Here is a 22,538-nt window from a genome sequence, read left to right as displayed (position 1 = left end):
CCAGGAGAACCGCCATGCAAGGCTTCTTCCAGTTCCTCGCTGACAATCCGTACATCTTGTTGTTCTTCACCGTCGGGATGGCCGTGTGGGTCGGCAAGTTTTCGGTGAAGGGCTACGGGCTGGGCATGGTGGCCGCGGCCGTGGTCGTCGGTGCCGCGCTCGCGACGTGGGCATCGACCTACGGCGTGAAGTTGCAACTCGACAACTTCGCCAAGTCGCTCTTCTATTACCTGTTCATGTATGGCGTGGGACTGCGCGTGGGTCCGGCCTTCTTCAACAGCCTGAAGAAGGACGGCATCACCTTCACGATCCTCGCCGTGATCTGCGCATGCCTCGGCCTGGCACTCGTCGTCATCTGCGCGAAGTGGTTCGCGCTGCCGCCGGGCGCGGCGGGCGGCGTGCTGGCCGGTTCGCAGACGATGTCGGCGGCGATCGGCACGGCGGAGATGGCCGTCGAACAGGGCGCCTACAAGCTGCCCCCGGGCACGACCGCCGAACAGGTCTCGGGCATGATCGCGCTCGGTTACGGCGTGACCTACATCTGGGGCACGATCGGCATCATCCTGGTGTGCAAGTACCTGCCGCGGTGGTGGGGCATCGATGCGCGCAAGTCCGCCAAGGAATACGAAGCGGCCAACGGCGTGCAGAACGTCGACGACGTCGGCCTGACGGGCTATCGCGCCGGTGGCATCCGCGCCTATCGCCTCGAGAACGCCTCCACGGCGGGACAGTCGATCGCGCAGTTGCGCAAGACCTATCCGCAATACCGCATCGCGAACGTGGTGCGCGACGGAACCTCGCTCGGCGCGGCTTCGGATGTCGTGCTGAAGCAGGGCGACGTGGTCGCACTCGGCGGGCGCCTGGAAGACCTCACCGCCAACCTCGGATTGCTGGGTACGGAAGTCGCGGACGCGGGTGCGCTGAACATCCCGCTCGATCAGGCCGAAGTGCTGGTGACCAACAAGGAACTCGTCGGTCGTCCGCTCAAGTCCTTCGCGCAGGAAGAGTACGCCGGCCAGGTCGGCATCAGCCGGATCGAACGCAGTGGCGAGCCGCTGCCGCTCGGCACCGACACCACGATCAAGCGCCTGGACGTGCTGTACCTGACGGGCCTGAAGGGTGCGGTGGAGAAGGTCGGCGCGCTCATGGGCAAGGTCGCGCGCCCGAGCACGTCGACCGACCTGCTCACCTTGTCCGCCGGCATGGTGATCGGCTTGCTGATCGGCAAGATCACCGTGCCGGTCGGCAGTTTCTCGGTGGGCCTGGGCAACGCGGGCGGCTTGCTGCTCTCGGGCATCTTCGTCTCGTCGATCGTGTCGCGGCTGCGCTATTTCGGCAGCACGCCGAACGCCGCGCGCAACATCCTCGAGGACCTCGGCCTGGTGACCTTCATCGCCATCGTCGGCATCAACGCGGGTGCGACGTTGCTCGAGCAATTGACCGGCGGCATCGCGGTGAAGATCTTCCTCGCCGGTTTCATCGCCAGCACGATCCCGCCCTTCATCACCTGGGCGATCGGGCTCCACTTCTTCAAGATCAATCCAGCCGTGTTGATGGGCGGCGTGGCGGGCTCGCGTTCGCACTCGGGTCCCGCGCGCGAGGCAGCGAAGGAGATCGGCAGCAGCGTTCCATGGGTCGGTTTCCCGGTCGGCTATGCGGTGTCGGGCGTCCTGTACACCGTGTTCGGCTACTTCGCGATGGTGCTTTCGCAATGAGCCGGGCACGGACATCGCTGTTCGTCGCGCTTGGCTTGCTCATCGCCGGGCCCGTCGCAGCGCAGACGACGACGGTCCCGACGGTCGAAGACCAGGCGGGCGATTCCAACGAAGACAGCGCCACGCACCTGGACAAGAGCTTCGGCGTGCAGACCTACGACGAGTGGGTGCGCGAGACGCGCCGCAAGGCGTGGGCGGATACGGACTGGAACGTGCAGCTGCGCACGTACTACCTGGATCGCGAGAAGTACGACGGCAGCGAAAGCGAAGCGTGGGCCCTCGGCGGTTCGGCCGGATTCAAGACCGGCTACTTCCGCGATCGCTTCTCCTTCGGCGCGACGGCCTACGGCTCCGGGAAACTGTACGGGCCCGACGACAAGGACGGCACCTTGCTGCTCAAGCCCGGGCAGGAGGGTTACGCAGTCCTCGGCGAGGCCTATACCGAAATCCTGTTCACCCAGGACGTGCGCATGACCATCGGCGCACGCACCTTCGACACGCCCTACCTGAACAAGAACGACAGCCGCATGACGCCCAACACCTTCCTCGCGGGGGTGGTCTCCGGCCTGCACGGCGATCCCAAGTCCAGCCGCGGGCAATGGCGCTGGGGCGCGGGCTATTTCGACAAGATCAAGGAACGCAACTCCGACGAGTTCGTGTCGATGTCCGACGATGCGGGCGCTTCGGTCAAGCGCGGCGTGTTCGCAGGCGGTTTGAACTACACGCGCGGCGAGCTCTCGGTGGGTGGCGTGGAGTACTACAGCAACGACGTCATCAACATCTTCTACACCGAGGCCAAGTACGCGATACCGATCGGCGGGAACGCGAAGCTGCGCTTCGCCGGCCAATACAGCGACCAGCAGAGCGTCGGCGACAACGCGCTCACCGGCAGCGACTTCCACGCCAAGCAATTCGGTCTGAAGGCCGAGGTCGCGGCAGGCGGCGCATTGCTGACCGGCGCCTACACCAAGGCCAGCGGCGATCGCGACATGACCGCGCCGTGGAGCGGCTATCCCGGTTACACCAGCGTGCAGGTCGAGGATTTCAATCGCGCCGGCGAAGATGCCTGGTTGATCCGCGCGCAGTACACGTGGCCGAAGGAGACGGGCGTCAGCGCGTACGCACTCTACGTCGCAGGCTCCGACCCCGATGCCGCCAGCGCCTTCGGTCGTGGCGAAACCGACTTCAACGTGCAGTGGTCGCCGCCGGAAGGAACGCTCAAGGGTTTGATGGTGCGCTTGCGTTACGCCTACGTCGCGCAGGACGACCCGGGCGACACCGACCTGAAGGACCTGCGCGTGATGGTCTATTACGACTTGCCGCTCTGAGGAGAGCCCCATGGCACCGCAACGAAGACTCCTGGTATTGGCCTGCATGCTGTCGGCGGCGGTATCGCTCGATGCGGCGGCGCAGTCGAGCGTGCCGACCGAGCGCGCATCGTCTTCGCAGAGTGCGTCGACGGCCGCATCGACACAGAGCGCGGTGTTCTCCAAGGAGGAAATCGCGCAACTGGTCGCGCCGGTCGCGTTGTATCCCGACTCCCTGCTCGCGCAGGTGCTGATGGCGTCCACTTATCCGGGGGATGTCGCCGACGCCGCGAAATGGGTGAAGGACCATCCCGACACCAAGGGCGATGCCGCGGTGAAAGCGGTCGCCAAGGAAGATTGGGATGCGAGCGTGCAATCGCTCGTCGCCTTTCCGCAGGCGGTGGGCATGATGGGTTCGGACATCGCATGGGTGCAGAAGCTCGGCGATGCTTTCCTCGCGCAACCCAACGACGTGATGGCGATGGCGCAGGAGCTGCGACACAAGGCGCAGGCGGCGGGCAACCTCAAGTCCAACGAGTACCAGAAGGTCTCGACTGATTCGACGCAGGTGCCCGGCTCCGGGACGCAGACGATCGTCATCGAATCCACGAGCCCGGAAACGGTCTACGTGCCTGCCTACAACCCCACGGTGGTTTACGGCACGTGGGGCTATCCCGGTTATCCGCCCTACTACTATCCGCCGTCGGCCTATTACTACCCTGGCGCGGCGCTCGCCGCGGGCGTGGCGTGGGGCATCGGCATCGGCATCACCGTCGGGTTCTGGGGCGACTGCAACTGGGGCGGCGGCGACGTCAACATCAACTCCAACCGCTACAACGAATTCAATCGCAACATCGATCGCGGCGATCGCCAGATGGGCGACCGCGGCAACCAACGCTGGCAGCACGATGGCGCGCGTCGCGACGGCGTGCCGTATCGCGACCAGGGCAGCCGCGACAAATACGGCAATCGCCAGGCCGGCGGGGAATCGCGCGAACGGTTCCGCGGCGAAGATGCCGCGCGCTCGCAGTCGCGCGACCAGGCGCGCCAGCAGATGGAACGCCAGGGTTTCGAGCCAGCGCGCAACAACCAGCAGGCGCGCGATCGTGCGCAGACCGCTTCGCGCGATCCGCGTTCGTCGCAGGCCGGTGGAGGTCGCGTCGATCGCGGGCCGGGTGGCTCGGCGTCGCAATATCGCCAGAGCGGGCAGACCAATGCCGGCTCGCGCGATCTGGCGCGCAGCAGCGGCGGACGCGGCGACTACGGCAATTCGCGGAACAACGCGTTCTCGGGCGCCAGTAATTCGGGTGCGTCGCGACAAGCCGCGAGCCGTGGACATTCGAGCAGCATGTCGCGCGGCGGCGGTGGCGCCGGGCGTTCGATGAGCCGTCCTTCGCGGGGCGGCGGTGGCGGAGGGCGTCGTCGATGAACACGATCCGGAAGACAAGCTTGTGCATTGCGCTTGCGGTGTGCGCAGTTCCGGCATTCGCGCAGCAAACCTATCCCACGCCCGAAGCCGCCGGCGACGCACTCGTCGACGCACTGGGCACGACCAAGGCCGACGGGGCCAAACTCGCCACCCTGCTCGGCAACGATTGGCGCACCTACGTGCCGGAGGACAGCATCGATCGCAAGGATGTCGATGCCTTCCTTGAGAAGTACCGCGCCTCGCACGCCTACAAGGATCGCAAGGACGGGGGGAAGGATCTCGTCGCGGGCAGCGATGCGTGGATCCTGCCGGTGCCGCTGAAGAAAGGAAACGGCGGTTGGCACTTCGACCTGGCCGCGGGCGAAGCCGAGATCCGCACGCGTCGCATCGGCCGCAACGAACTCGACGTCGAACAGGCGATCCGCGCGTACCACGATGCGCAGATGGATTACGCCGAAGAAGATCGCGACGGCGATGGCACGCTCGAATACGCGACCAAGCTGGTGAGCACCGATGGCTTGCACGACGGGCTGTACTGGGCGCCCGACGACAGCGGTGAAGTCAGTCCGCTCGGGCCGGTGTTCGGCGACGACACGCCCAAGGGCGATTACCTCGGCTATCACTACCGGATCCTGACGAAGCAGGGCCCGTCGGCACCCGGCGGCGCGCACGACTTCATGCTCGGGAACGACATGGTGCGCGGCTTCGCCCTGGTCGCATGGCCCGCGAAGTACGGCGACACGGGCGTGACCACCTTCATGATCGGTTACGACGGCCAGGTGTTCGAACGCAACCTGGGCGAGAAGACCGAGGACATCGTGAAGTCGATGACGCAGTACGACCCGGACAGCGAATGGAAGGAAGTTCCGGAGGTGAAAGTCGCCGGCGGCTAGGTCTCGCCGGTGCCTTCCCAATGCGCCCGGGGCACGATCTTCGCCGACTCCGGGTCGCCTTCGTAATGCGGGGTCATGATCTGCACGCCCGCGGCATTGAACGCATCCTGGATCTGCGCGTGCAGCGCACTGAGCGTTACCCAGCGGCCCTGCACGTCGGCGGTGCGCGCGCGTAGGCGGTACTCGATGCCGAAATCGCCCAGGGCCGTTTGCAGCACCAACGGCGGCGGATCCTGCACCACGCCTGGCGTGGCTTGCGCGGCCTGGGCCAGGAGCCGATGCACCTGCCGCCACGGCACTTCATAGCCGATCACGGCGACCGCCTGCAGCCACATCCCGGGTCCATCGGGCGCGCGCGAAAGATTCTCGAGCTTCCCGCCCATCACCACGTTGTTGGGGAAGCTGACCTCCACGCCCATCGGTGTGCGGATGCGCGTGGTGAACAACCCGATCTGCTGCACCGTGCCTTCGATCTCGCCGATGCGCACCACCTCGCCGAGGCTCATCGTGCGCGAATACAACAGCGTGAACCCGCCGGCCGCCTGCCCCACGATGCTCGATGCGCCAAGTGACACCATCAAGCCGACGAACAGGCTCAGGCCCTTGAACGCATCGGTCTCCGCGCCGGGCAGGTAGGGATAGGCCATCGCGATCGCGAACAGCCAGACGATGACGATGATGAGCTTGCGCGTGGGCTCGGCCAGTTGCGAATCGATGCCGACCAGCCGGAAGTGCCCGTGCGCCACGCCATCGAAGGCCAGCCGGATCGCCTGCACGAACACGCGCGCGACCACCAGGATGAACACCGCGGTGACCAGGCCGGGCACCGCGTGCAGGATCGCGTTGCCCCACTTCGAAAACCGCCCTGCCATCCACGCGGTCATCGCGCCGGACCACGGCTGGGTCCAGGCGAAGTGCGAGAAGCAGAACCGCAGCCATTCCTCGATCACCACGAGCAGGACGATCCACGCGAACACGCGCGCCAGGCCACGGCCGCTCGCCATGAACGCCAGGGCCATGTGCCGCGCCGATTCGTTGGCGATGCGCGACAGGCGCGCGGTCGCCCACGCATCGGCACGCGTGCGCAGGCGCGCGGCCACCAGGCGAAAGAGCCACAGCACCACCAGCAGCACGAGCGTCGCGACGACGCACCAACCGATGCTGCGTGCCAGCCGCGCGGGCGCGCGTGCGGTCTCCGCGGCGTTCACGCTGTCGGTCAGGCGCGCGAGGATGTCGACGCGGGTCTTGTCGAGTGTTTCGTTGCGCAGCCGGTCGACGTCGGCGGGCGTGACGACGGTGACCAGCTGGCCATCGAGCAGGATGATCACGCCCTGCGGCGCGTTCTGGTACGTGGCCTGCGCGACACCGGGTTGTTCGACGATGCGTTCGATGTTCGCTTCGGCGGCACGCGCGCGCATTTCCGGCGTATTGCCGAGGAAGCGGGAACGGAAGGTCGCGATGTCGCGGTTGAAGAAGCGCGCAGTGGCGGCATTCGCGTCAGAGGTGCGGACGCTGGGGGGCGTGGCCACGGTCGTCGCGGGCGTTGCGTGCACCAGCCCGGCCGCGGCCACCAGGCACGCCAGCAGGCAACGCAGGGCCGCGATGGGGGAGGCGCGCATGCATCAGACAACGCGCATCCCCCGGCCGGGCGGTCAGCAGTCGTCGGGCAGGGCCTGCACGATGGACTTCGAGGTCGCATCCACGCGCAGCGACAGGCACCTGCCCTGCGCATCCATCGCGTCGACTTCCCACAGGGCGCCGTCCTGCTCGGCGAGTTCCATCATCGTGTAGCCCTTGTCGGCGACGATCTGCGACACCGCGTTCAAGGCCTCCACCGAGCGCGCGCCGGCGCCGTCGAAAATGCGCCCGGTCTGCGGGTCGACCGCGACTTCGCGCCAGAACCCGCCCGACTTGCGCACCTTGGCTTCCCACAGCCCGTCGTCGAGGTCGACGTCGAAGACGTTGCGGTAGCCGGCGGCGTGCAGGTGCGCTTCGAGCTGCATCGGCGTGCGGATCGGCGTGGGCGCGGGCGCGGAGGGCGTGGTGGCCATGGCCGCGCAAAAGGGAATCACGAGGAGCGAGGCGAGCAGGACGACACGCATGGTGGCATCTCCGTTGGGGGAAGGGCACGTTGGGGTCAAGGCAGGATCGAAGCAATGCAATCTGTCGGGAGCCGAAGCTTCAACATCTGGCGCAGAAGAATCGCGCGAGGCTCACCCCGACTTGCCGGCGCGGCCGAAGGTTTCCAACAGATCTTCGAACGTGACGACATGGGTGCCGACGCGGCGCAACCCGTCTTCGGGAAGGTAGGAAATGCGCAGGATGTAGACCTGCGATCGCTTCCGGTCCTGCGCCTCCACCGCGTCGAGCAGGTTCTTGTCGGCGCCGATCTGCGCCAGGAGCGTGCCGACGGTTTGTCCGCCGAGCAGCAGGTCGGCGATGGTCCCGCCCAACCCGCTTCCCGTCGGGAAGAAGTCCAGGAGGCTGCGCGTGACCTGGATGCCGACCGAGCCGAGCGAGAACACTTCCCTGAAGCGCGCGTTCGGCGTGAATCGGTCGAGGCCGGCGTAGAGATGTGGCAACGCTTCGATATCGCTGATGATCCGGCGATGTGGTTGGGCGGCAAGCGCTCGCGCGATCTGCAGGAGCGTGCCGATGAACGCCAGCGGCTGCACGCCTGCGCCTTTCTCGGAGAATCGGTAGGTGCCATCGGACGCGGCGACCGCGGCGCGCAGTGCACCGGTGTCTTCGATGAGACTTCCGTAGTGTCCCGCGATCAGTTCGGGCGCGGCGACGCGCCACAGCGCAGTGGTCATGTTGGGAGCTCCTGATACTGGATGGATGCCACGGGCGCGCGGTGTGTGCAGCCTTGCTCGTAAGCGCGCAGGTAATGGACGAGACGATGGTTGCCCAACAGGTCGAACGGGTTGCCGAAATCGAGCAGGCTGGGTGTGAACGGATGGACGTAATCCGGCGCGAACGGATACTTCGGAACGATGTCGTGGACATTCGCGAGCGCGTTCGCCGCGAGCCTTCCGCTGTCGTGGGCTTCGCGCAACACGCGGGCGAAAGCCGAGTTGCCCGGCTTGGGCGGCGCCCAAAGCGTCAACGTGGCCGGAGACGAAATCCACTGCGCGCCGAGCAGCAGATCCGCACAGAGGTAACTCGCCAGCACCGCGCCCAGGCTATGCCCGGCCAGGTGCAGCCTGGCCGGGCGCGCGGTGGCGACGATCGCGTGAAGCGCGTCGCGCATCGAACGATAAACCGCCTCGAACCCCTCGCCGCCCCGGAGCGAGGCCGGGCCCCGGGGTGGGAACATTCGGCCGAAGGGCGCCTGTCGGCTGTGCAGGTCGGCAAACAGGTCCGCAACGTCCGCGGTGCCGCGAAACGCGAGCAGAAGGGTGTCCTCGCACCAGAACCCGACACCAAAGGTGCGCAGGCGACCCGTTTCGCCTGCACCCTTCCATGCGATGTCCGCGAAGCGATATCCGGCCGGCGGCGTGGGCGTATGCGCAGGATCGGCATCGAGCGCATACACCTGCGCGATCGCCAGTCCGCTGGCGACAACGGAATCGGAGACGCTGGTCATGGCAAGCCTGCTTAGATATCCAGGTTGTCGATGAAGGTTTTCGCGTGATCTCCGAGTTTCGCGACCACCGACTGCCGCACCTGGGCATAGACGTCGCGATCCAGCAGGATCGACTGCCCGGAGCGATAGATCGTGGTGTCGGATGTCGACCAACTGAAAAAGAAGACCTGTGTGTCGACGCGCGTGGAGGCGAAGTAGAACGCGCCCAGCGACATCTTCAGGACACCGCCATCGGCCGAACAGTTGGAGACCTGGAAATTGCCGTTGTGCGCCGAGTGCGAGCTCTGCTCGAACAGGCTGAATCGATGGTCGTCGCTCGAGAGTGCATTCAACGCGTCGATCGCGGACTTCGCGACGGCGGCACCGTTCTCGGTCGCGATCGCGGCCAGCACTTCCAGCACCACCTTGTCGACGGTCACGCTGCTGCCTGCGACGTCGTACTTCGAAAACGCGAACTGCTGCACGACCCAACCCAGGTTTTCCAGCACGTCGTGATAGAAGCCATACCAGCCGACGGTATCGGCCTCGCGATCGAACTTCTTGTTCGCGGCCAGTTGCGCGAGCAGCATCGAATTGAGCACGTCGGCCTGGGATTGGCGATCCACGCCGGCCAGGAAGGAGACCAGGCTGCCGTTGTCGATGAAGCCGGACGGTTGCCGCGGATCTGCGGTCGGGACGTTGTCGGTCGGCGCGTCGTCGCGCACGATCGACATCAGTGGCGTGGCGAACATTCGGCCGACATGCGCCTGGTGACGTGCGGGAAGTTCCAGCGCTTCGATGAATTGCAATTTGCGTGCGACGTTCATGGTCAGGCTCCTTGCAGTTGGGACTTCAGGTTGTGCAGCAGGTCGAGATCCGACGCGGACGGCTGCGTGGATGGGGTTCCGGCGAAATGCCGGTGGAAGGCGGCGAGCTCATGGCACGAGCGTCCATGCGACCAGCGCGCCGATGCCGATGCTCAGGGCCAATGCAGCCAGGAACAGGACATCGATGAAGCGCGACAGGCGGGCGGAGTGATCGAAGCCGCGCATGCGTGCATACGCAAGCACGCAGTCCACCATGTAGAGCATCGCGTTGACGACGAGCAGCTCGTCGGCGATGGAGGTGGATTTTTGCAGGGCGAGCGGAACCTGGAGCAATCCGACGCCGGTCAGGCACATGCCGCACAAACCTGCGGACGTTACGAAAACGTTCTCCGCAACGCGTTGCTTCATGGCGCGTGCAGGAGGCATCTGCGAATTGCTGACCATGCTCGTCATGCAACAACGTCTACGCTTGCTTGCATGATTCGAGTTGAAGACTCGTCTTGCGAGGCGCGTAGAAACGCCCGCAACAACGAGTGGAACTTGGCGCGTTACAGGCCCTTCGCGGCCTGCGCCACTGCGCGGAACAGCGCGCGCCCCTTGTTCATCGTCTCCTCCCACTCCTTCTGCGGATCGGAGTCGTGGACGATGCCGGCGCCGGCCTGCACGTGCAGGCGGCCATCCTGGATGACGGCGGTGCGGATCGCGATCGCGGTGTCGGCATCGCCGTGCCAACCGATGTAACCGACCGCGCCGGAGTAGACATTGCGGCGAATCGGTTCGAGGTCACGGATCACTTCCAGCGCACGCACTTTCGGTGCGCCGCTGACGGTGCCTGCGGGGAAGGTCGCGCGCAGCACGTCTGCGTACGTCAATCCCTCCTGCAACTGGCCCGTCACTTCGCTGACGATGTGCATGACATGGCTGTAGCGTTCGATGACGAATTGCTCGCCGACTTCGACGGTGCCGGGCTTGGCGACGCGGCCGACATCGTTGCGCCCCAGGTCGATGAGCATCAGGTGTTCGGCGCGTTCCTTCGGATCGGCCAGCAATTCGGCTTCGAGTGCGATGTCTTCCTCGTGCGTCTGGCCGCGCGGGCGCGTGCCGGCGATCGGGCGCACGGTGATCTCGCCGCCCTGCAGGCGCACGAGGATTTCCGGCGATGAGCCGACGACCTGCGTGCCGCCCACGTCGAGGAAGTACATGTAGGGCGAGGGATTGAGCGCACGCAGCGCGCGATAGACGTCGACCGGGCGCGCCTGGAAGGGCACCGACAAGCGCTGCGACAGCACGACCTGGAAGATCTCGCCGGCGCGGATCAATTCCTTGCTCTTTTCCACCGCCTCGATGAAGCCCTCGCGCGTGAAGCCGCTGACGAAGTGGCTTTCATCCAGCGCCGCGGGCACCAGCGTTTCGGGATAACTCGCACCTGCGTGGCGCAGGCGATGCGTGAGTGCGTCGAGGCGGCGGTTCGCCTTCGCCCACGCCTGGGGCTCGCTGGGATCGGCATGCACGATCAGGTACAGCCGACCCTTGAGGTTGTCGAACACCGCCAATTCCTCGCTGAGCATCAGCAGGATGTCGGGCGTTCCGAGTTCGTCGGGCTTTTCGGTTTCCGTCTTGAGGCGCTTTTCGATGTACTGCACGCACTCGAAGCCGAACCAGCCGACCAGCCCACCGGTGAAGCCCGGCAAGCCCGGGATTTCCGGCACGCGATGCTCCGCGCGCAGGCGCTCGACTTCGGCGAAGGGATCGTCGATCTCGCGGTAGTCGACCAGCTCGCCCAACTCGGTGGCGTAGAAGGTGCTGCCGGCGAAGGCGTACACGCGCCGCGCGGGCAGGCCGATGATCGAATACCGCCCGAAGCGCTCGCCGCCTTCGACCGATTCGAACAGGTAGGTATGCGGCCCGTCCGCGAGCTTCAAATAAACAGACAACGGCGTGTCGAGGTCGGACAGGACTTCGCGCACGACCGGGATGCGCGTGTAGCCTTCCTGCGCGAGTTGCTGGAATTGTTCGGGCGAAATTGTCACGCGGGCGTCACGCTTCTCACGGAAAATCGAAGGCCATCGCAGGGACGACGGACGGAAGCGGGATTGCTTCCACGAGGGCCGATACCGAAAGGTGTCGGCCTTTCTTTTGTGCGTCAGCGGCGCGTTGCGGCCACCGCGTCTTTCATGCGCTTGACCACGTCGGCGTAGTCGGCCTGGCCGAAGATGGCCGAGCCCGCGACGAAGGTATCGGCGCCGGCCGCCGCGATGTCCGCGATGTTCTCCGGCTTCACGCCGCCGTCGATTTCCAGGCGGATCGGCTTGCCGCTCGCATCGATGCGTTGACGCACCTCGCGCAGCTTCTGCAGCGCCGAAGGAATGAAACCCTGCCCGCCGAAGCCGGGGTTCACCGACATCAGCAGCACCATGTCCAGATCTTCGAGCACGTAATCGAGCACTTCGACCGGCGTGGCCGGGTTGAGCACGACGCCGGCCTGGCAACCGAGCGACTTGATCAACTGGATCGTGCGATGCACGTGGCGGCTGGCTTCGGGATGGAAAGTGATCATCGTGGCGCCGGCCTTGGCGAAGTCCGGGATGATGCGGTCCACCGGCTCGACCATCAGGTGCACGTCGATCGGCGCGGTCACGCCATGCTTGCGCAGCGCTTCGCACACCAGCGGCCCGATGGTCAGGTTCGGCACGTAGTGGTTGTCCATCACGTCGAAGTGGACCCAGTCGGCGCCGGCGCGCAGGACGTTGTCGACTTCCTCGCCAAGCCTGGCGAAATTGGCCGAGAGGATGGAGGGCGCGATGACTGTGGATTGCATGCTCGGGGTCCGGATGGTCAGGAGCGCTTCTTGCGCAAGGTCTTGATGCGGTCGTAGGCGGCGTTGATCTCGCGCGAGCGGCTTTCGGCCTGCCGTTGCAGGTCGTCGCCGGCGCCGGCCACGCGGTCGGGATGGTACTGGGACATCAGGCGGCGGTAGGCCAGGTCCACTTCACCGTCGCTCGCCTCCTCGGTGAGCCCCAGCGCCGCGTACGGGTCCTCCTTCTTGCCGGAGAACCAGTCCTTGTCCAGGGCATGGCCGAGCAGCAGGCCGATCAGCAGGCCCAGCAAGGGGTTCGATCGCAGGAGGGCCGCCCCGGCGAAGGCTCCCAGCAGTTTTCCGTACCAGCGCGTCATGGGCGCAGTCTACAGGCGCTGCGCGGGGGGCCGGCGTACACTACGCGGCCCTGCCAGACGTGCACGTGGCGATGCAAGCGTCCGAAACCGGCAACACCCGTCCTTCCCTCCTCGAAGCCGACCTGCCCGGCCTGCCCCTGCGCCATCGCGGCAAGGTGCGCGATGTATTCGAGCTGCCGGACAACCGGCTGCTGATCGTCGCCACCGACCGCCTCTCGGCCTTCGATGTCGTGCTCCCCGATCCGATCCCCGGCAAGGGCGAGATGCTCTGCCAGATCAGCAACTTCTGGTTCGATCGCACCAGCGGCCTGATGCCGAACCATCTCACCGGTGTCGACGTGGCGAGCGTGCTGCCTGCCGGCGTGGATGCATCGCGCTACGAAAAGCGCGCGGTGGTGACGAAGAAGCTCAAGCCGGTGCCCGTCGAAGCGATCGCGCGCGGTTACCTGATCGGCAGCGGCTGGAAGGATTACCAGCGTACGGGGCGCGTCAGCGGCATCGCGTTGCCGGACGGCCTGCGCCAGGCCGAACAACTTCCGCAGCCGATCTTCACGCCTTCGACCAAGGCCGCCGTCGGCGACCACGACGAGAACATCGACTTCGACACGATGGTGCGCATCGTCGGCGCCGACCTCGCCGAGCAGGTGCGCGATGCGACGCTCCGTCTTTACGCCTTCGCGCGCGACCACGCGGCGCAGCGCGGCATCATCCTGGCCGACACCAAGTTCGAATTCGGCACCGACGAAGACGGCCGCCTCTACGTCATGGACGAGATGCTGACGCCCGATTCCTCGCGCTACTGGCCGGCCGACGAGTACCAGGTCGGCATCAGCCCGCCGAGCTACGACAAGCAGTTCGTTCGCGATTACCTGGAACAGGTCGGCTGGAACAAGGTCGCGCCGGGCCCGCGCTTGCCGGCCGATGTCATCGAACGCACGCGCGCCAAGTACGCCGAAGCGCTGCAGCGCCTCGCGGGAATTTCCGTCGACTGACTCCGGGACCAACGATGGCCGCCATGCATGAGGACGCAACGACGGGCACGCGCCCGATCGACCGCTGGTTCGCCAGCTACTCGGGCGACCATCGCAATGCACTGAACGTGCGCATCCACACCATCGCCGTGCCGGCGATCACGTGGAGCGTGATCGCGTTGCTGTGGTGTGTGCCCGTGCCGCCGGGCGGCTGGTTCCGGCCCGGCATCTTCGCTGCATTGGGCATGGTGGCGGCGGGGTCGTTCTACCTGCGCAATTCGCGCGTGCTGGGCATCGCGATGCTCGCGGTGTTCGTCGCGATGGGCGCGGCGTGCTGGTGGATCGTCGAAGTATTCGGCACGCGCACCTTGTTGTGGACGGCGATCGCGGTGTTCGTGATCGCGTGGATCGCGCAATTCATCGGCCACAAACTTGAAGGCCGCAAGCCGAGCTTCCTCACCGATCTGACCTATCTGCTGATCGGTCCGGCGTGGGTCGTGGCCAAGGTGCTGCGCAAGATGGGCATCGCCTGGTGAACAACGCTGCGCGCGGCGCGGGCCTGCGCGGCCGCGATCTCGCGCTCGTCGCCATCGTCTGCATCGTGTGGGCCGGGAATTTCCTGACCTCCGCCTTCGCGCTGCGCGAGATTCCGCCCTTCCTGTTCACCGCGGTGCGCCTGTCGATCCTTGCGCTCGCACTGGGTGCCTTCGTCAAACGCCCGCCGCAAGGGCAATGGCCGCGATTGATCGCGGTCGCGCTGTTCAACGGCGTGCTGCATTTCGGCTTGAGTTTCTGGGCCTTGCACATGGCCGGCGATCTGTCGTCTCCGGCGATTGCGATGCAGAGCTACGTGCCGATGGCCGCGTTGCTCGCATGGTGGTGGTTGGGCGAACGCTTCGGCTGGCGCACGGGCCTGGCGATCGCGATCAGTTTTTCGGGCGTGCTGGTGCTCGGCTTCGACCCCATCGTGCTCGACGCGCCGATGTCGCTGGTGCTGATGTTGGTGTCGGCCCTGTTCCTCGCCATCGGCACCGTGTTGATGCGCCGCCTGAGCGGCATCGACATGATCAGCCAGCAAGGGTGGACGGCGATCATCAGCGTGCTGCCCTTGCTTGCGCTGAGCGTCGCATTCGAACCCGGGAATTGGCAGGCGCTGCGTGACGCGACGTGGATCGGCTGGGGTGGTGCGGCGTATTCGGCCGTGTTCGCTTCGATGCTCGGGCACGGGTTGTACTACGTGCTCGTGCAACGGCATCCGGTCGCACAGGTCACGCCGTGGTTGTTGCTCGCGCCCGTGGGTGCGATCGCGCTGGGCATCGTGTTCTGGGGCGATCGGCCGGGCCCGCGCCTGTGGATCGGCGGCGCGATGGTGCTCGGTGGCGTGTTGATCATCGCCCTGCGTGCAACGCAGAAAGCGCGGCCCGTGCCCGTGGCCGAAGAGATCTGATCAACGCCCCGCGCGGATCTCGCGCAGCAAGCCCTGGAGCCAGACGGCGCTGTCGATTTCCTTGCCGTCGGGCAGGCGCACGCGATACGGCTTGCCCGTCATCGACGAACGCGTGCCGAGCGCGTCGATGAACTGTTCCGGCGTGGCGATGCGTTTACCCGCCGCCTCGCGCTTGCGCTGCAGGTGCGCGGCGGCTTCGGCCGCCGTGTGCTCGCTTCCGTTGCGGATGAAGATCACGCCCTCGGCGTGCGCGACGCGATCGATCAACGCATCGATTTCCGCGGCAGGCGTGCGCGCGGTTGCCGACGCCGGTTGCGTGGCAGTCGCGATCGAAGGCGCCAGGGCGGCCAGGCAAGCTACGAGAATGAATTTGCGCATGGGCGCAGTGTCCGTGTGCGCGCTCAACGCGGCATGAACATCGGCGCCGTCGGGCGGAAGGCGCGCGGCGCATAGCCGAAGTCCCTGCGCGCCGGCTCGACATCGAACACCAGGTCGGTGCGCATGCGCGCGACCGCGGCGGCGTTGAAGCCGCCGACTTTCCCCAACGCGCGCGCGCCGAGCAAGGCCAGGCCGAACAGGGGCCCAGGCACTTCGATGAGCGGCGGCGGCGGATCGAGTACCGCGAGAACGCGTTGCACCATGTCGCGATACGACAGGCGTTCGCCACCGGGGAGTGCATAGGCCTTGCCGTGGGTCGCGGGCGCGTCGCACGCGGCGAGGGCGGCGTCGGCGAGATCGTGGACATGCACGGGTTCGCGCAAGCCATTGGCATTGCGCGGCAGGAGGAAGCGATGCCAACGCAGCGCGAGTTGCGCGATGCGCGTCAGCGTCTGATCGCTCGCCGCCCCGTAAACCAAGGTCGGCCGCAACAGCGTGGCCTGTGCGTTGCACGCGGCGGCGCGGTCGAATACCTGCTGCTCGGCGATGCGCAGGCGCTGCGCGACGTCGCGTTCCTGTTTGTCGGATGAGCCGCGCTTGACGTCGATGCTCGTCGACCCGAAGGCGACCACGCGCGGGCAATCGATGTCGGCGTGCGCATACCACTGCGCGAACAGATCCAGCGGCCCGCAACTGAAGATCGCATCGACATCGTCGGGCATCGGTTCGGCGAGGACCGGCAGCGTGCCTTCGATCCAATGCAGGCCCGGGTGATCGCGATGCGGCTGGCGCGAGACCGCCGTGACGCGCCAGCCGGCGTCCTGCAAGCGATCGGCAAGCGGCCAGCCGATCTGCCCCGTCGCACCGAAGAGCAGCGCATGCCGCATGTCAGCGCGCCGGCAACACCGCGCGCAGCCATGCCACGCCCAGCAGTGCGGAAACGACGGAGGCGACGAAGATGCCGAGCACGGCCTCTTCGTACAGGATCGGATCGATGTACGCGAGCGAACCGATGAACAGGCTCATCGTGAAGCCGATGCCGCACAGCAGGCCGAGGCCGAGCATCGCGCGGGAATCCATGCCCTCGGGGTAACGCGCCCATCCGAGTTTGCGCAAGCCCCACGCCGCGCCGCAGATGCCGATCGGCTTGCCGACGACCAGCCCCACCGCCACGCCGAACGGCAACGCGGCCAGCGCCTGCGACATGTTGAGGTCGCGCAGTTCCAGCCCGGCGTTGGCGAAGGCGAAGATCGGCAGGATCGCGAAAGCGACCCACGGGTGCAGCGCGTGTTCGAGGGTTTCCAGCGGCGAATGCTCGACTTCGTCGTCGATCATGTTGCGCTTGTCGACGTGCGGGATCATCAGCCCCGTCGCCACGCCCGCCAGCGTGGCGTGCACGCCCGACTTCAGCACGCACACCCACAACAGCAGGCCGAGGACGAGATACGGCACGAGCGATTTCACGCCCATGCGGTTCATCGCGAACATCGCCACAAGCGTCACCGCGGCGCCGCCGAGCGCGGCGAAGTTCATTCCGTGCGAATAGAACACGGCGATGATCACGATCGCGATGAGGTCGTCGACGACCGCGATCGTCGACAACAACAGTTTCATGCCGATGGGAACGCGCGAACCCAACAACGCGAGCACGCCGAGCGCGAAGGCGATGTCCGTCGCGGTGGGCACCGCCCAGCCGCGCATCGCAGCGCCGTTGTCGTGGTTGAACCCGGTGAAGATCAGCGCCGGCACGATGACGCCCGCGACCGCGCACACCATCGGCAGCATGCGTTGCGCGCGCGTCTGCAGTTGTCCGCCGACGAGTTCGCGCTTGATCTCCAGCGCGACGAGCAGGAAGAACACCGCCATCAGGCCGTCGTTGATCCACAGCAGCAGCGGCTTGTCGATGCCGAACGGACCGAGAGTGACCGCCGCCGGAAGATCGATGAAGGTGCGGTAGTGTTCGGCGAGCGGCGAATTCACGCACACCAGCGCGAGCGCCGCGGCGATGATCAGGACGATGCCGCCCGCCGCCTCCAGGCGGAAGAATTCGGCGAAGGCCCGCAACGCGCGGCCCGGCATCAATGTGTCCCCGTCGCCAGCACGAACACCAGCCACGCCAGGTAGGCCGCAACCAGGATGCCGCCTTCGACGCGGCTGATGCGAAGGTCGCCGCGCAACATCGGATAGAGCGCGACGGCGAAGGCGATCGCGGCAGGCACTTCAAAGCGCACGAACGAGGCAGGCACCGCGAGCACGCGGAACGCCGCCATGCCGCCGAGCACGAGCGTGAGGTTGCACACACTGGAACCGATCACGTGGCCGGCGACGAGTTCGCCCTGCCCGCGGCGCGCGGCGATGACGGCCGCGGCGATTTCGGGCAACGCGGTACCGAGGGCCACCGGCACCAGGCCCGTCAGCAACGGCGCCATGCCGAGCGACGCACCGACGGTCGGCGCCGATTGCACGACCCACTTCGACCCGTAGAACAGCACGATGGCGGAAATCGCCAGGCGCGCGCCGTTGAGTGCGAGGCCGCCACGCGTTTCGGTGAAGCCATCGAGCACCGCGTGCACTTCATCGGACTCGCGACGCGAACGCGCGATCGCGAAGGCCACGATGGCCGCGAAGGCGAGCAACAACAGCATGCCGTCGATGCGCGAGAGCACGCCGTCCAGCCCCATGCCTACGAGCGCGAGCGAAAGCGCGATGAAGCAGATGAGCAAGGGCGACAGCACGCGCCAGCGCACGACCAGCGGCGCGGCGATCGCGGCCAGCCCGAGCGTCAATCCGAAATTCACCAGGTTGCTGCCGACCGCGTTGCCCAGCGCGAGCGATTGCGCGCCGACCCACGCCGCGCGCGCATTGACCGCCAGTTCGGGAATCGAGGTCGCGAACGCGACGAGGAGCAGGCCGGTGACGAAGGGCGAGAGCCCGTAGTGGCGACCGACGCCCGAGGCGCCCTTCACCACCGAATCGCCGCCGAGCATCAGGAACAACAGCCCGAGAAGGAACAGGCCCCAGGTCTCCAGCATCGTCGCGCTCCCGTGCGTTGTCGGCGCCGGGAGTCTAGCGCGAGCGCGCGCCGGTCAGGAGCAACCCTCGACGTAGTCGACCTGCGGCGGTACACCGATGCGCCAATCCGTCGCTTTCCCGGACGGATCCACTTCGAAGACGAGCGCACTCTTGCCGCCCTTCGGGTCCATCGCGCGCAGGTACACGCTGCCCTCGACGTACTTGTGCGGCATCTGACTCATGCCCGGATACAGGGCCTTCAACGCGGCCTTGTCCATGCCCACCTTGCCGCCGCCGGGCGCTGCGATGTCGGGCGTGCGCACGTCGATGCGGCCGAACTTGTCGGCTTCCATCATGAAGGCGAAGCGATAGCCGTTGGCGCGGTGCGGTTCGGGGAACAGGTAGTAGCAGCCGTCGTGTTCCTTCGCGACCGCGTCCATGTCCTTGCCCCAGGCCTGCCGCACTTGCTCCTCGCTCGCGCCCCAATGCGCGGGGCCGAACCCGTCGAAGGTGATCGCGCCCGCGGCGGGCATCACGCCGCCGGGTGCGGCGACGGTGGACGGCGAGGCGGGCATCGTCGCGGTGGTCGCGGCCGGTGGCGTCGCGGTTGCGAGCGCCGGCGGCGGGATCGCGTTCGTCGGCGACACACTGGTGTTGGGTGCGGCGACGGTGCCGGTCGCGGCGTCGCGTTGCGTGCAGGCGGCGCACGCGAGCGCGAGGGTCAGGCAAACGATGATCGGCTGTGCGCGCATGCGGCGGACTCCACGTCGGTGAATGCGCGCAAGCCTAACGGATCGATGTCAACGCGGCGCCACGAAGCCTTTTTTCAGCCCGGCCCAGCAATCCTGGTAATCGCGCTGGCGGTGCGCGGCGTCCATCGCCTGTTGCGTCGGGCGGATGACCGCGCGCGTTTCGAACATGAAGGCCATCGTGTCCTTGATGACATCGGGCTTCGTCAGATCGGCATTCGATGCCTTCTCGAACGTGGCCGCATCCGGCCCGTGGCCGCTCATGCTGTTGTGCAGCGACGCGCCGCCGGGCGCGAAACCTTCGGCCTTCGCGTCGTACACGCCCGTCACCAGGCCCATGAATTCGCTGGCGATGTTGCGATGGAACCACGGCGGCCGGAACGTGTCCTGCGCGACCAGCCAACGCGGCGGGAACACCACGAAGTCCAGGTTCGCGGTGCCGGGCGTGTCGCTGGGCGAGGTGAGCACGGTGAAGATCGACGGATCGGGATGGTCGAAGCTGATCGAACCGATCGTGTTGAAACGACGCAGATCGTATTTGCACGGCGCGTAGTTGCCGTGCCACGCGACGACGTCGAGCGGCGAATGGCCGATGTCGGCGCGCCAGAGATGGCCCTGGAACTTCGCGATGAGTTCGAACTTGCCCTCGCGTTCTTCGTACGCGGCGTTCGGCGTCTGGAAATCGCGCGGATTCGCCAGGCCGTTGCTGCCGATCGGGCCCAGGTCGGGCAGGCGCACGAGCGCGCCGAAGTTTTCGCACACGTAACCGCGGGCTTCGCCATCGGGCAGCGCGACGCGGAAACGGATGCCGCGCGGGATCAATGCGATTTCCTGCGGTTCGACGTCCAGCACGCCGAGCTCGGTTTCGATGTGCAGGCGGCCTTGCTGCGGAACGATCAGCAACTCGCCGTCGGCGTCGTAGAAGTAGCGGCCGTCCATGTCGCGATTGGCCGCGTACAGATGCACGCCGACGCCATGTTGCGCCGCCGGCGACCCGTTGCCCGCCATCGTGAACAAGCCATCGACGAAATCGACGGCGCCCGTCGGCATCGGCATCGGGCTCCAGCGCAACTGGTCCGGCGACACGGGGCCGGTTTCGAAATCATTGTGGAAACGCGGTTGTGCGAAACGCGCGAACGCCCCATGCATCGCCGCCGGGCGAATGCGATACAGCCAGCTGCGGCGATTCTCGCGCCGCGGCGCGGTGAACGCCGTGCCGCTGACCTGCTCGGCATACAGGCCGTGCGCGACCTTCTGCGGAGAGTTGCGTCCGACGGGAAGCGCGCCAGCGACGGCTTCGGTGGCGAACTCGTTGGCGAATCCTGTCTGGTAACCGGTCGATTCCATGGCGTCCCCTTTGTCTCACCCCTCCCCAACCCTCCCCTTGCAGGGGAGGGAGCGGACATGCCTCAGAGCACCCCGCGGCGCATCTGGTCGCGTTCGATGCTTTCGAACAGCGCCTGGAAGTTGCCTTCGCCGAAGCCTTCGTTGCCCTTGCGCTGGATGATCTCGAAGAAGATCGGGCCGATCGCGTTCTGGGTGAAGATCTGCAGCAGCTTGCGCTGCTTGGTTTCCGGATCGGCGTCGATCAGGATCTTGTTGCGCTTGAGGCGCGGCACGTCTTCGCCGTGGTCGGGCACGCGCTGGTCGATCACGTCGAAGTAGGTCTCCGGCGTATCGAGGAACAGCACGCCCTGCGCGCGCATCGCTTCGACCGTGTCGTAGATGTTGTCGGTGAAGCACGCGATGTGCTGGATGCCCTCGCCCTTGTAGGCGTCGAGGTATTCGTTGATCTGCGACTTCGGGTCGTTGGATTCGTTGAGCGGAATGCGCACGATGCCGTCCGGCGCCGTCATCGCCTTGGACACCAGGCCGGTCTTCGCGCCCTTGATGTCGAAGTAGCGGATCTCGCGGAAGTTGAACAGGCGCTCGTAGTAATCCGACCAGCGCTGCATGTTCCCGAAGTACAGGTTGTGCGTGAGGTGGTCGATGAAGGTCAGGCCGAAGCCCTTCGGGTTCTGGTCGGCGCCCTGCACCGGCAGGAAGTCTTCATAGATCGAGCCCTTCTCGCCGTACTTGTCGATCAGGTACAGCATGCAATCGCCGATGCCCTTCACCACCGGCGCATGCACGGCCTTGGATTCGGGCTTGTGCGAGATCGCTTCGCCGCCGTTGCCGAGCACGGTCTTGCAGACTTCGTCGGCCGGCTTGCGGAAGCGGATCGCGAAACCGCACGCGCTCGGGCCGTGGGCCTGCGCGAAGTCGGCGGCGAAGGAATCGGGATCCTCGTTGACGAGGAAGTTGACGCCACCCTGGCGATACACGGTGATCGGGCGCGTCTTGTGCTGCAGCACGGCGGTGAAGCCCATGCGGCGGAAGTAGTCGTGCAGCAGCTCGCCCTGGCCGGCGGGTGCGGCGAACTCGACGAATTCGAAGCCGTCGATCCCCATCGGGTTCTCGAAGGTGGTGACCTGCATGCCGAGATTGGGCTGGGCGTTCATGGCATTCTTTTCGCGCGAGGGGGAAAGGCGCATTCTACACCCCATAGTTTCAGGTGAAACAATACCCCGGGGCATGTTGATGAACGCAGCCGACCCACCCAGCCACGAAGGCCACGACCACGCCGAGCTGGACCTCGATCGCTTCCTGCCCTATCGCATGAGCGTCCTGTCCAACCGCATCAGCCAGGCCATCGCGAAGCTTTACCAGGCGCGCTTCGGCTTCGGCATCACCGAGTGGCGCGTGATCGCGGTCCTCGGGCGCTACCCGGCGCTGAGCGCGAACGCGGTGGCCGAACGCACGGCGATGGACAAGGTCGCCGTGAGCCGCGCGGTCGCGCATCTGCTCGAACGGGGCCTGCTCACGCGCGAGATGCACGGCGACGACCGCCGCCGCTCGGTGCTCGGCCTCAGCGAAGCGGGCTACCAGATCTACGACGAGATCGTGCCGCTCGCCTTGGGCCGCGAGCGCAAGTTGCTCGCGACCCTGGACGCGGACGAACGGCGGCAGCTCGAACGCATCCTCGACAAGCTCGCGAACGAAGGCTTGCCGGCGATGCTGGAGTAGTC

At 66.4% G+C, this 22,538-nt stretch carries 24 protein-coding genes; 8 read left to right on the top strand and 16 right to left on the bottom strand.

The genetic code is table 11. The features are described 5' to 3' along the window. The first annotated feature begins 14 nt into the window (after positions 1 to 14). From AC1DOM_RS02680 to AC1DOM_RS02665, 4 genes are read left to right on the top strand one after another with little or no spacing between them, the layout of a single operon-like run. Positions 15 to 1,715 carry an aspartate:alanine exchanger family transporter gene (locus AC1DOM_RS02680; RefSeq protein ID WP_498959943.1) on the top strand — a complete coding sequence of 567 codons (1,701 nt, stop codon included), beginning with the start codon at positions 15 to 17 and terminating at the stop codon, positions 1,713 to 1,715. Next, complete coding sequence (locus AC1DOM_RS02675) at positions 1,712 to 3,043, top strand: OprD family outer membrane porin (RefSeq protein ID WP_498959941.1); 1,332 nt, start codon at positions 1,712 to 1,714, stop codon at positions 3,041 to 3,043. The genes AC1DOM_RS02680 and AC1DOM_RS02675 overlap by 4 nt, the downstream gene beginning before the upstream one ends. 10 nt (positions 3,044 to 3,053) lie before the next feature. Beyond that, positions 3,054 to 4,451 carry a DUF3300 domain-containing protein gene (locus tag AC1DOM_RS02670; RefSeq protein WP_498959939.1) on the top strand — a complete coding sequence of 466 codons (1,398 nt, stop codon included), beginning with the start codon at positions 3,054 to 3,056 and terminating at the stop codon, positions 4,449 to 4,451. Continuing rightward, a complete protein-coding gene (locus tag AC1DOM_RS02665; RefSeq protein WP_498959937.1) occupies positions 4,448 to 5,344 on the top strand; it encodes a DUF2950 domain-containing protein in 897 nt (298 codons plus the stop codon). Before AC1DOM_RS02670 ends, AC1DOM_RS02665 begins: the two co-directional genes overlap by 4 nt. Here the strand turns inward: AC1DOM_RS02665 and AC1DOM_RS02660 are convergent. The 9 genes from AC1DOM_RS02660 to AC1DOM_RS02620 all read right to left on the bottom strand — a co-directional run bounded on the left by AC1DOM_RS02660 (position 5,341) and on the right by AC1DOM_RS02620 (position 12,913). Further along, positions 5,341 to 6,963, bottom strand: coding sequence for a mechanosensitive ion channel family protein (locus AC1DOM_RS02660; RefSeq protein WP_498959935.1), 1,623 nt, complete (start codon positions 6,961 to 6,963; stop codon positions 5,341 to 5,343). The genes AC1DOM_RS02665 and AC1DOM_RS02660 overlap by 4 nt on opposite strands. A gap of 33 nt (positions 6,964 to 6,996) precedes the next feature. Beyond that, on the bottom strand, positions 6,997 to 7,446 hold the full coding sequence (locus AC1DOM_RS02655) for a PepSY domain-containing protein (RefSeq protein WP_498959933.1): 450 nt from the start codon (positions 7,444 to 7,446) through the stop codon (positions 6,997 to 6,999). A gap of 111 nt (positions 7,447 to 7,557) precedes the next feature. Further along, positions 7,558 to 8,160 (bottom strand): hypothetical protein, encoded by a 603-nt coding sequence (locus AC1DOM_RS02650; RefSeq protein WP_498959931.1) that lies wholly within the window; start codon positions 8,158 to 8,160, stop codon positions 7,558 to 7,560. Continuing rightward, entirely contained in the window at positions 8,157 to 8,882 is a 726-nt protein-coding gene (locus AC1DOM_RS02645) for a lipase family protein (RefSeq protein WP_498959929.1), read from the bottom strand. The genes AC1DOM_RS02650 and AC1DOM_RS02645 overlap by 4 nt, the downstream gene beginning before the upstream one ends. A 62-nt stretch (positions 8,883 to 8,944) precedes the next feature. Then, entirely contained in the window at positions 8,945 to 9,739 is a 795-nt protein-coding gene (locus AC1DOM_RS02640; protein ID WP_498959928.1) for a hypothetical protein, read from the bottom strand. A 108-nt stretch (positions 9,740 to 9,847) separates the two neighbouring features. Then, positions 9,848 to 10,147 (bottom strand): hypothetical protein, encoded by a 300-nt coding sequence (locus AC1DOM_RS02635; RefSeq protein WP_498959927.1) that lies wholly within the window; start codon positions 10,145 to 10,147, stop codon positions 9,848 to 9,850. Between the two features lie 140 nt (positions 10,148 to 10,287). Beyond that, positions 10,288 to 11,763 (bottom strand): anthranilate synthase component I, encoded by a 1,476-nt coding sequence (trpE, locus tag AC1DOM_RS02630; protein ID WP_498960213.1) that lies wholly within the window; start codon positions 11,761 to 11,763, stop codon positions 10,288 to 10,290. Between the two features lie 119 nt (positions 11,764 to 11,882). Further along, positions 11,883 to 12,557 carry a ribulose-phosphate 3-epimerase gene (gene rpe / locus AC1DOM_RS02625; protein WP_498959926.1) on the bottom strand — a complete coding sequence of 225 codons (675 nt, stop codon included), beginning with the start codon at positions 12,555 to 12,557 and terminating at the stop codon, positions 11,883 to 11,885. Between the two features lie 17 nt (positions 12,558 to 12,574). Further along, entirely contained in the window at positions 12,575 to 12,913 is a 339-nt protein-coding gene (locus AC1DOM_RS02620; RefSeq protein WP_498959925.1) for a J domain-containing protein, read from the bottom strand. A gap of 71 nt (positions 12,914 to 12,984) precedes the next feature. On the opposite strand from AC1DOM_RS02620, the gene AC1DOM_RS02615 reads away from it, so the two are divergent. Genes AC1DOM_RS02615 through AC1DOM_RS02605 form a run of 3 tightly spaced genes read left to right on the top strand, consistent with a single transcriptional unit; the run spans position 12,985 to position 15,331 of the window. Then, positions 12,985 to 13,905 (top strand): phosphoribosylaminoimidazolesuccinocarboxamide synthase, encoded by a 921-nt coding sequence (locus AC1DOM_RS02615; protein ID WP_498959924.1) that lies wholly within the window; start codon positions 12,985 to 12,987, stop codon positions 13,903 to 13,905. A 23-nt stretch (positions 13,906 to 13,928) separates the two neighbouring features. After that, positions 13,929 to 14,420, top strand: a complete 492-nt coding sequence (locus tag AC1DOM_RS02610; RefSeq protein WP_498959923.1) for an Mpo1 family 2-hydroxy fatty acid dioxygenase — start codon at positions 13,929 to 13,931, stop codon at positions 14,418 to 14,420. Then, on the top strand, positions 14,417 to 15,331 hold the full coding sequence (locus AC1DOM_RS02605; protein ID WP_498959921.1) for a DMT family transporter: 915 nt from the start codon (positions 14,417 to 14,419) through the stop codon (positions 15,329 to 15,331). The genes AC1DOM_RS02610 and AC1DOM_RS02605 overlap by 4 nt, the downstream gene beginning before the upstream one ends. On the opposite strand, the gene AC1DOM_RS02600 is transcribed toward AC1DOM_RS02605, so the two are convergent. From AC1DOM_RS02600 to hppD, 7 genes are all read right to left on the bottom strand, one after another. Then, on the bottom strand, positions 15,332 to 15,709 hold the full coding sequence (locus AC1DOM_RS02600; RefSeq protein ID WP_498959919.1) for a DUF5329 family protein: 378 nt from the start codon (positions 15,707 to 15,709) through the stop codon (positions 15,332 to 15,334). 23 nt (positions 15,710 to 15,732) lie between these two features. After that, complete coding sequence (locus AC1DOM_RS02595; RefSeq protein ID WP_498959917.1) at positions 15,733 to 16,596, bottom strand: NAD-dependent epimerase/dehydratase family protein; 864 nt, start codon at positions 16,594 to 16,596, stop codon at positions 15,733 to 15,735. A 1-nt stretch (position 16,597) separates the two neighbouring features. Next, positions 16,598 to 17,788: a Na+/H+ antiporter NhaA gene (gene nhaA / locus AC1DOM_RS02590; protein ID WP_498959915.1), complete on the bottom strand. Its 1,191-nt coding sequence runs from the start codon at positions 17,786 to 17,788 to the stop codon at positions 16,598 to 16,600. Next, on the bottom strand, positions 17,788 to 18,741 hold the full coding sequence (locus AC1DOM_RS02585; protein WP_498959913.1) for a sodium:calcium antiporter: 954 nt from the start codon (positions 18,739 to 18,741) through the stop codon (positions 17,788 to 17,790). The genes nhaA and AC1DOM_RS02585 overlap by 1 nt, the downstream gene beginning before the upstream one ends. Before the next feature lie 54 nt (positions 18,742 to 18,795). After that, on the bottom strand, positions 18,796 to 19,473 hold the full coding sequence (locus AC1DOM_RS02580; protein ID WP_498959911.1) for a hypothetical protein: 678 nt from the start codon (positions 19,471 to 19,473) through the stop codon (positions 18,796 to 18,798). Positions 19,474 to 19,521: 48 nt separating this feature from the next. After that, positions 19,522 to 20,817, bottom strand: coding sequence for a homogentisate 1,2-dioxygenase (hmgA, locus tag AC1DOM_RS02575; protein WP_498959909.1), 1,296 nt, complete (start codon positions 20,815 to 20,817; stop codon positions 19,522 to 19,524). Positions 20,818 to 20,879: 62 nt separating this feature from the next. Beyond that, entirely contained in the window at positions 20,880 to 21,947 is a 1,068-nt protein-coding gene (gene hppD, locus AC1DOM_RS02570; RefSeq protein WP_498960211.1) for a 4-hydroxyphenylpyruvate dioxygenase, read from the bottom strand. Positions 21,948 to 22,050: 103 nt separating this feature from the next. On the opposite strand from hppD, the gene AC1DOM_RS02565 reads away from it, so the two are divergent. Next, a complete protein-coding gene (locus AC1DOM_RS02565) occupies positions 22,051 to 22,536 on the top strand; it encodes a MarR family winged helix-turn-helix transcriptional regulator (RefSeq protein WP_498959907.1) in 486 nt (161 codons plus the stop codon). Positions 22,537 to 22,538 lie beyond the last annotated feature (2 nt).

The organism is Lysobacter sp. P5_B12 (genome assembly GCF_056400425.1).
This window is presented reverse-complemented; position numbering and strand designations above follow the sequence as displayed.

Bases quoted from the DNA above. Each gene is read 5' to 3' on its own strand.
- AC1DOM_RS02610 (WP_498959923.1), top strand. From the start codon at position 13,929: ATGCATGAGGACGCAACGACGGGCACGCGCCCGATCGACCGCTGGTTC.
- AC1DOM_RS02595 (WP_498959917.1), bottom strand. From the start codon at position 16,596: ATGCGGCATGCGCTGCTCTTCGGTGCGACGGGGCAGATCGGCTGGCCG.
- AC1DOM_RS02565 (WP_498959907.1), top strand. From the start codon at position 22,051: ATGAACGCAGCCGACCCACCCAGCCACGAAGGCCACGACCACGCCGAG.
- rpe (WP_498959926.1), bottom strand. From the start codon at position 12,557: ATGCAATCCACAGTCATCGCGCCCTCCATCCTCTCGGCCAATTTCGCC.
- AC1DOM_RS02670 (WP_498959939.1), top strand. From the start codon at position 3,054: ATGGCACCGCAACGAAGACTCCTGGTATTGGCCTGCATGCTGTCGGCG.
- AC1DOM_RS02665 (WP_498959937.1), top strand. From the start codon at position 4,448: ATGAACACGATCCGGAAGACAAGCTTGTGCATTGCGCTTGCGGTGTGC.
- AC1DOM_RS02640 (WP_498959928.1), bottom strand. From the start codon at position 9,739: ATGAACGTCGCACGCAAATTGCAATTCATCGAAGCGCTGGAACTTCCC.
- AC1DOM_RS02660 (WP_498959935.1), bottom strand. From the start codon at position 6,963: ATGCGCGCCTCCCCCATCGCGGCCCTGCGTTGCCTGCTGGCGTGCCTG.
- AC1DOM_RS02585 (WP_498959913.1), bottom strand. From the start codon at position 18,741: ATGCTGGAGACCTGGGGCCTGTTCCTTCTCGGGCTGTTGTTCCTGATG.
- AC1DOM_RS02615 (WP_498959924.1), top strand. From the start codon at position 12,985: ATGCAAGCGTCCGAAACCGGCAACACCCGTCCTTCCCTCCTCGAAGCC.
- hppD (WP_498960211.1), bottom strand. From the start codon at position 21,947: ATGCAGGTCACCACCTTCGAGAACCCGATGGGGATCGACGGCTTCGAA.
- AC1DOM_RS02675 (WP_498959941.1), top strand. From the start codon at position 1,712: ATGAGCCGGGCACGGACATCGCTGTTCGTCGCGCTTGGCTTGCTCATC.
- hmgA (WP_498959909.1), bottom strand. From the start codon at position 20,817: ATGGAATCGACCGGTTACCAGACAGGATTCGCCAACGAGTTCGCCACC.
- nhaA (WP_498959915.1), bottom strand. From the start codon at position 17,788: ATGCCGGGCCGCGCGTTGCGGGCCTTCGCCGAATTCTTCCGCCTGGAG.
- AC1DOM_RS02635 (WP_498959927.1), bottom strand. From the start codon at position 10,147: ATGAAGCAACGCGTTGCGGAGAACGTTTTCGTAACGTCCGCAGGTTTG.
- AC1DOM_RS02620 (WP_498959925.1), bottom strand. From the start codon at position 12,913: ATGACGCGCTGGTACGGAAAACTGCTGGGAGCCTTCGCCGGGGCGGCC.
- AC1DOM_RS02680 (WP_498959943.1), top strand. From the start codon at position 15: ATGCAAGGCTTCTTCCAGTTCCTCGCTGACAATCCGTACATCTTGTTG.
- AC1DOM_RS02650 (WP_498959931.1), bottom strand. From the start codon at position 8,160: ATGACCACTGCGCTGTGGCGCGTCGCCGCGCCCGAACTGATCGCGGGA.
- AC1DOM_RS02580 (WP_498959911.1), bottom strand. From the start codon at position 19,473: ATGCGCGCACAGCCGATCATCGTTTGCCTGACCCTCGCGCTCGCGTGC.
- AC1DOM_RS02600 (WP_498959919.1), bottom strand. From the start codon at position 15,709: ATGCGCAAATTCATTCTCGTAGCTTGCCTGGCCGCCCTGGCGCCTTCG.
- AC1DOM_RS02655 (WP_498959933.1), bottom strand. From the start codon at position 7,446: ATGCGTGTCGTCCTGCTCGCCTCGCTCCTCGTGATTCCCTTTTGCGCG.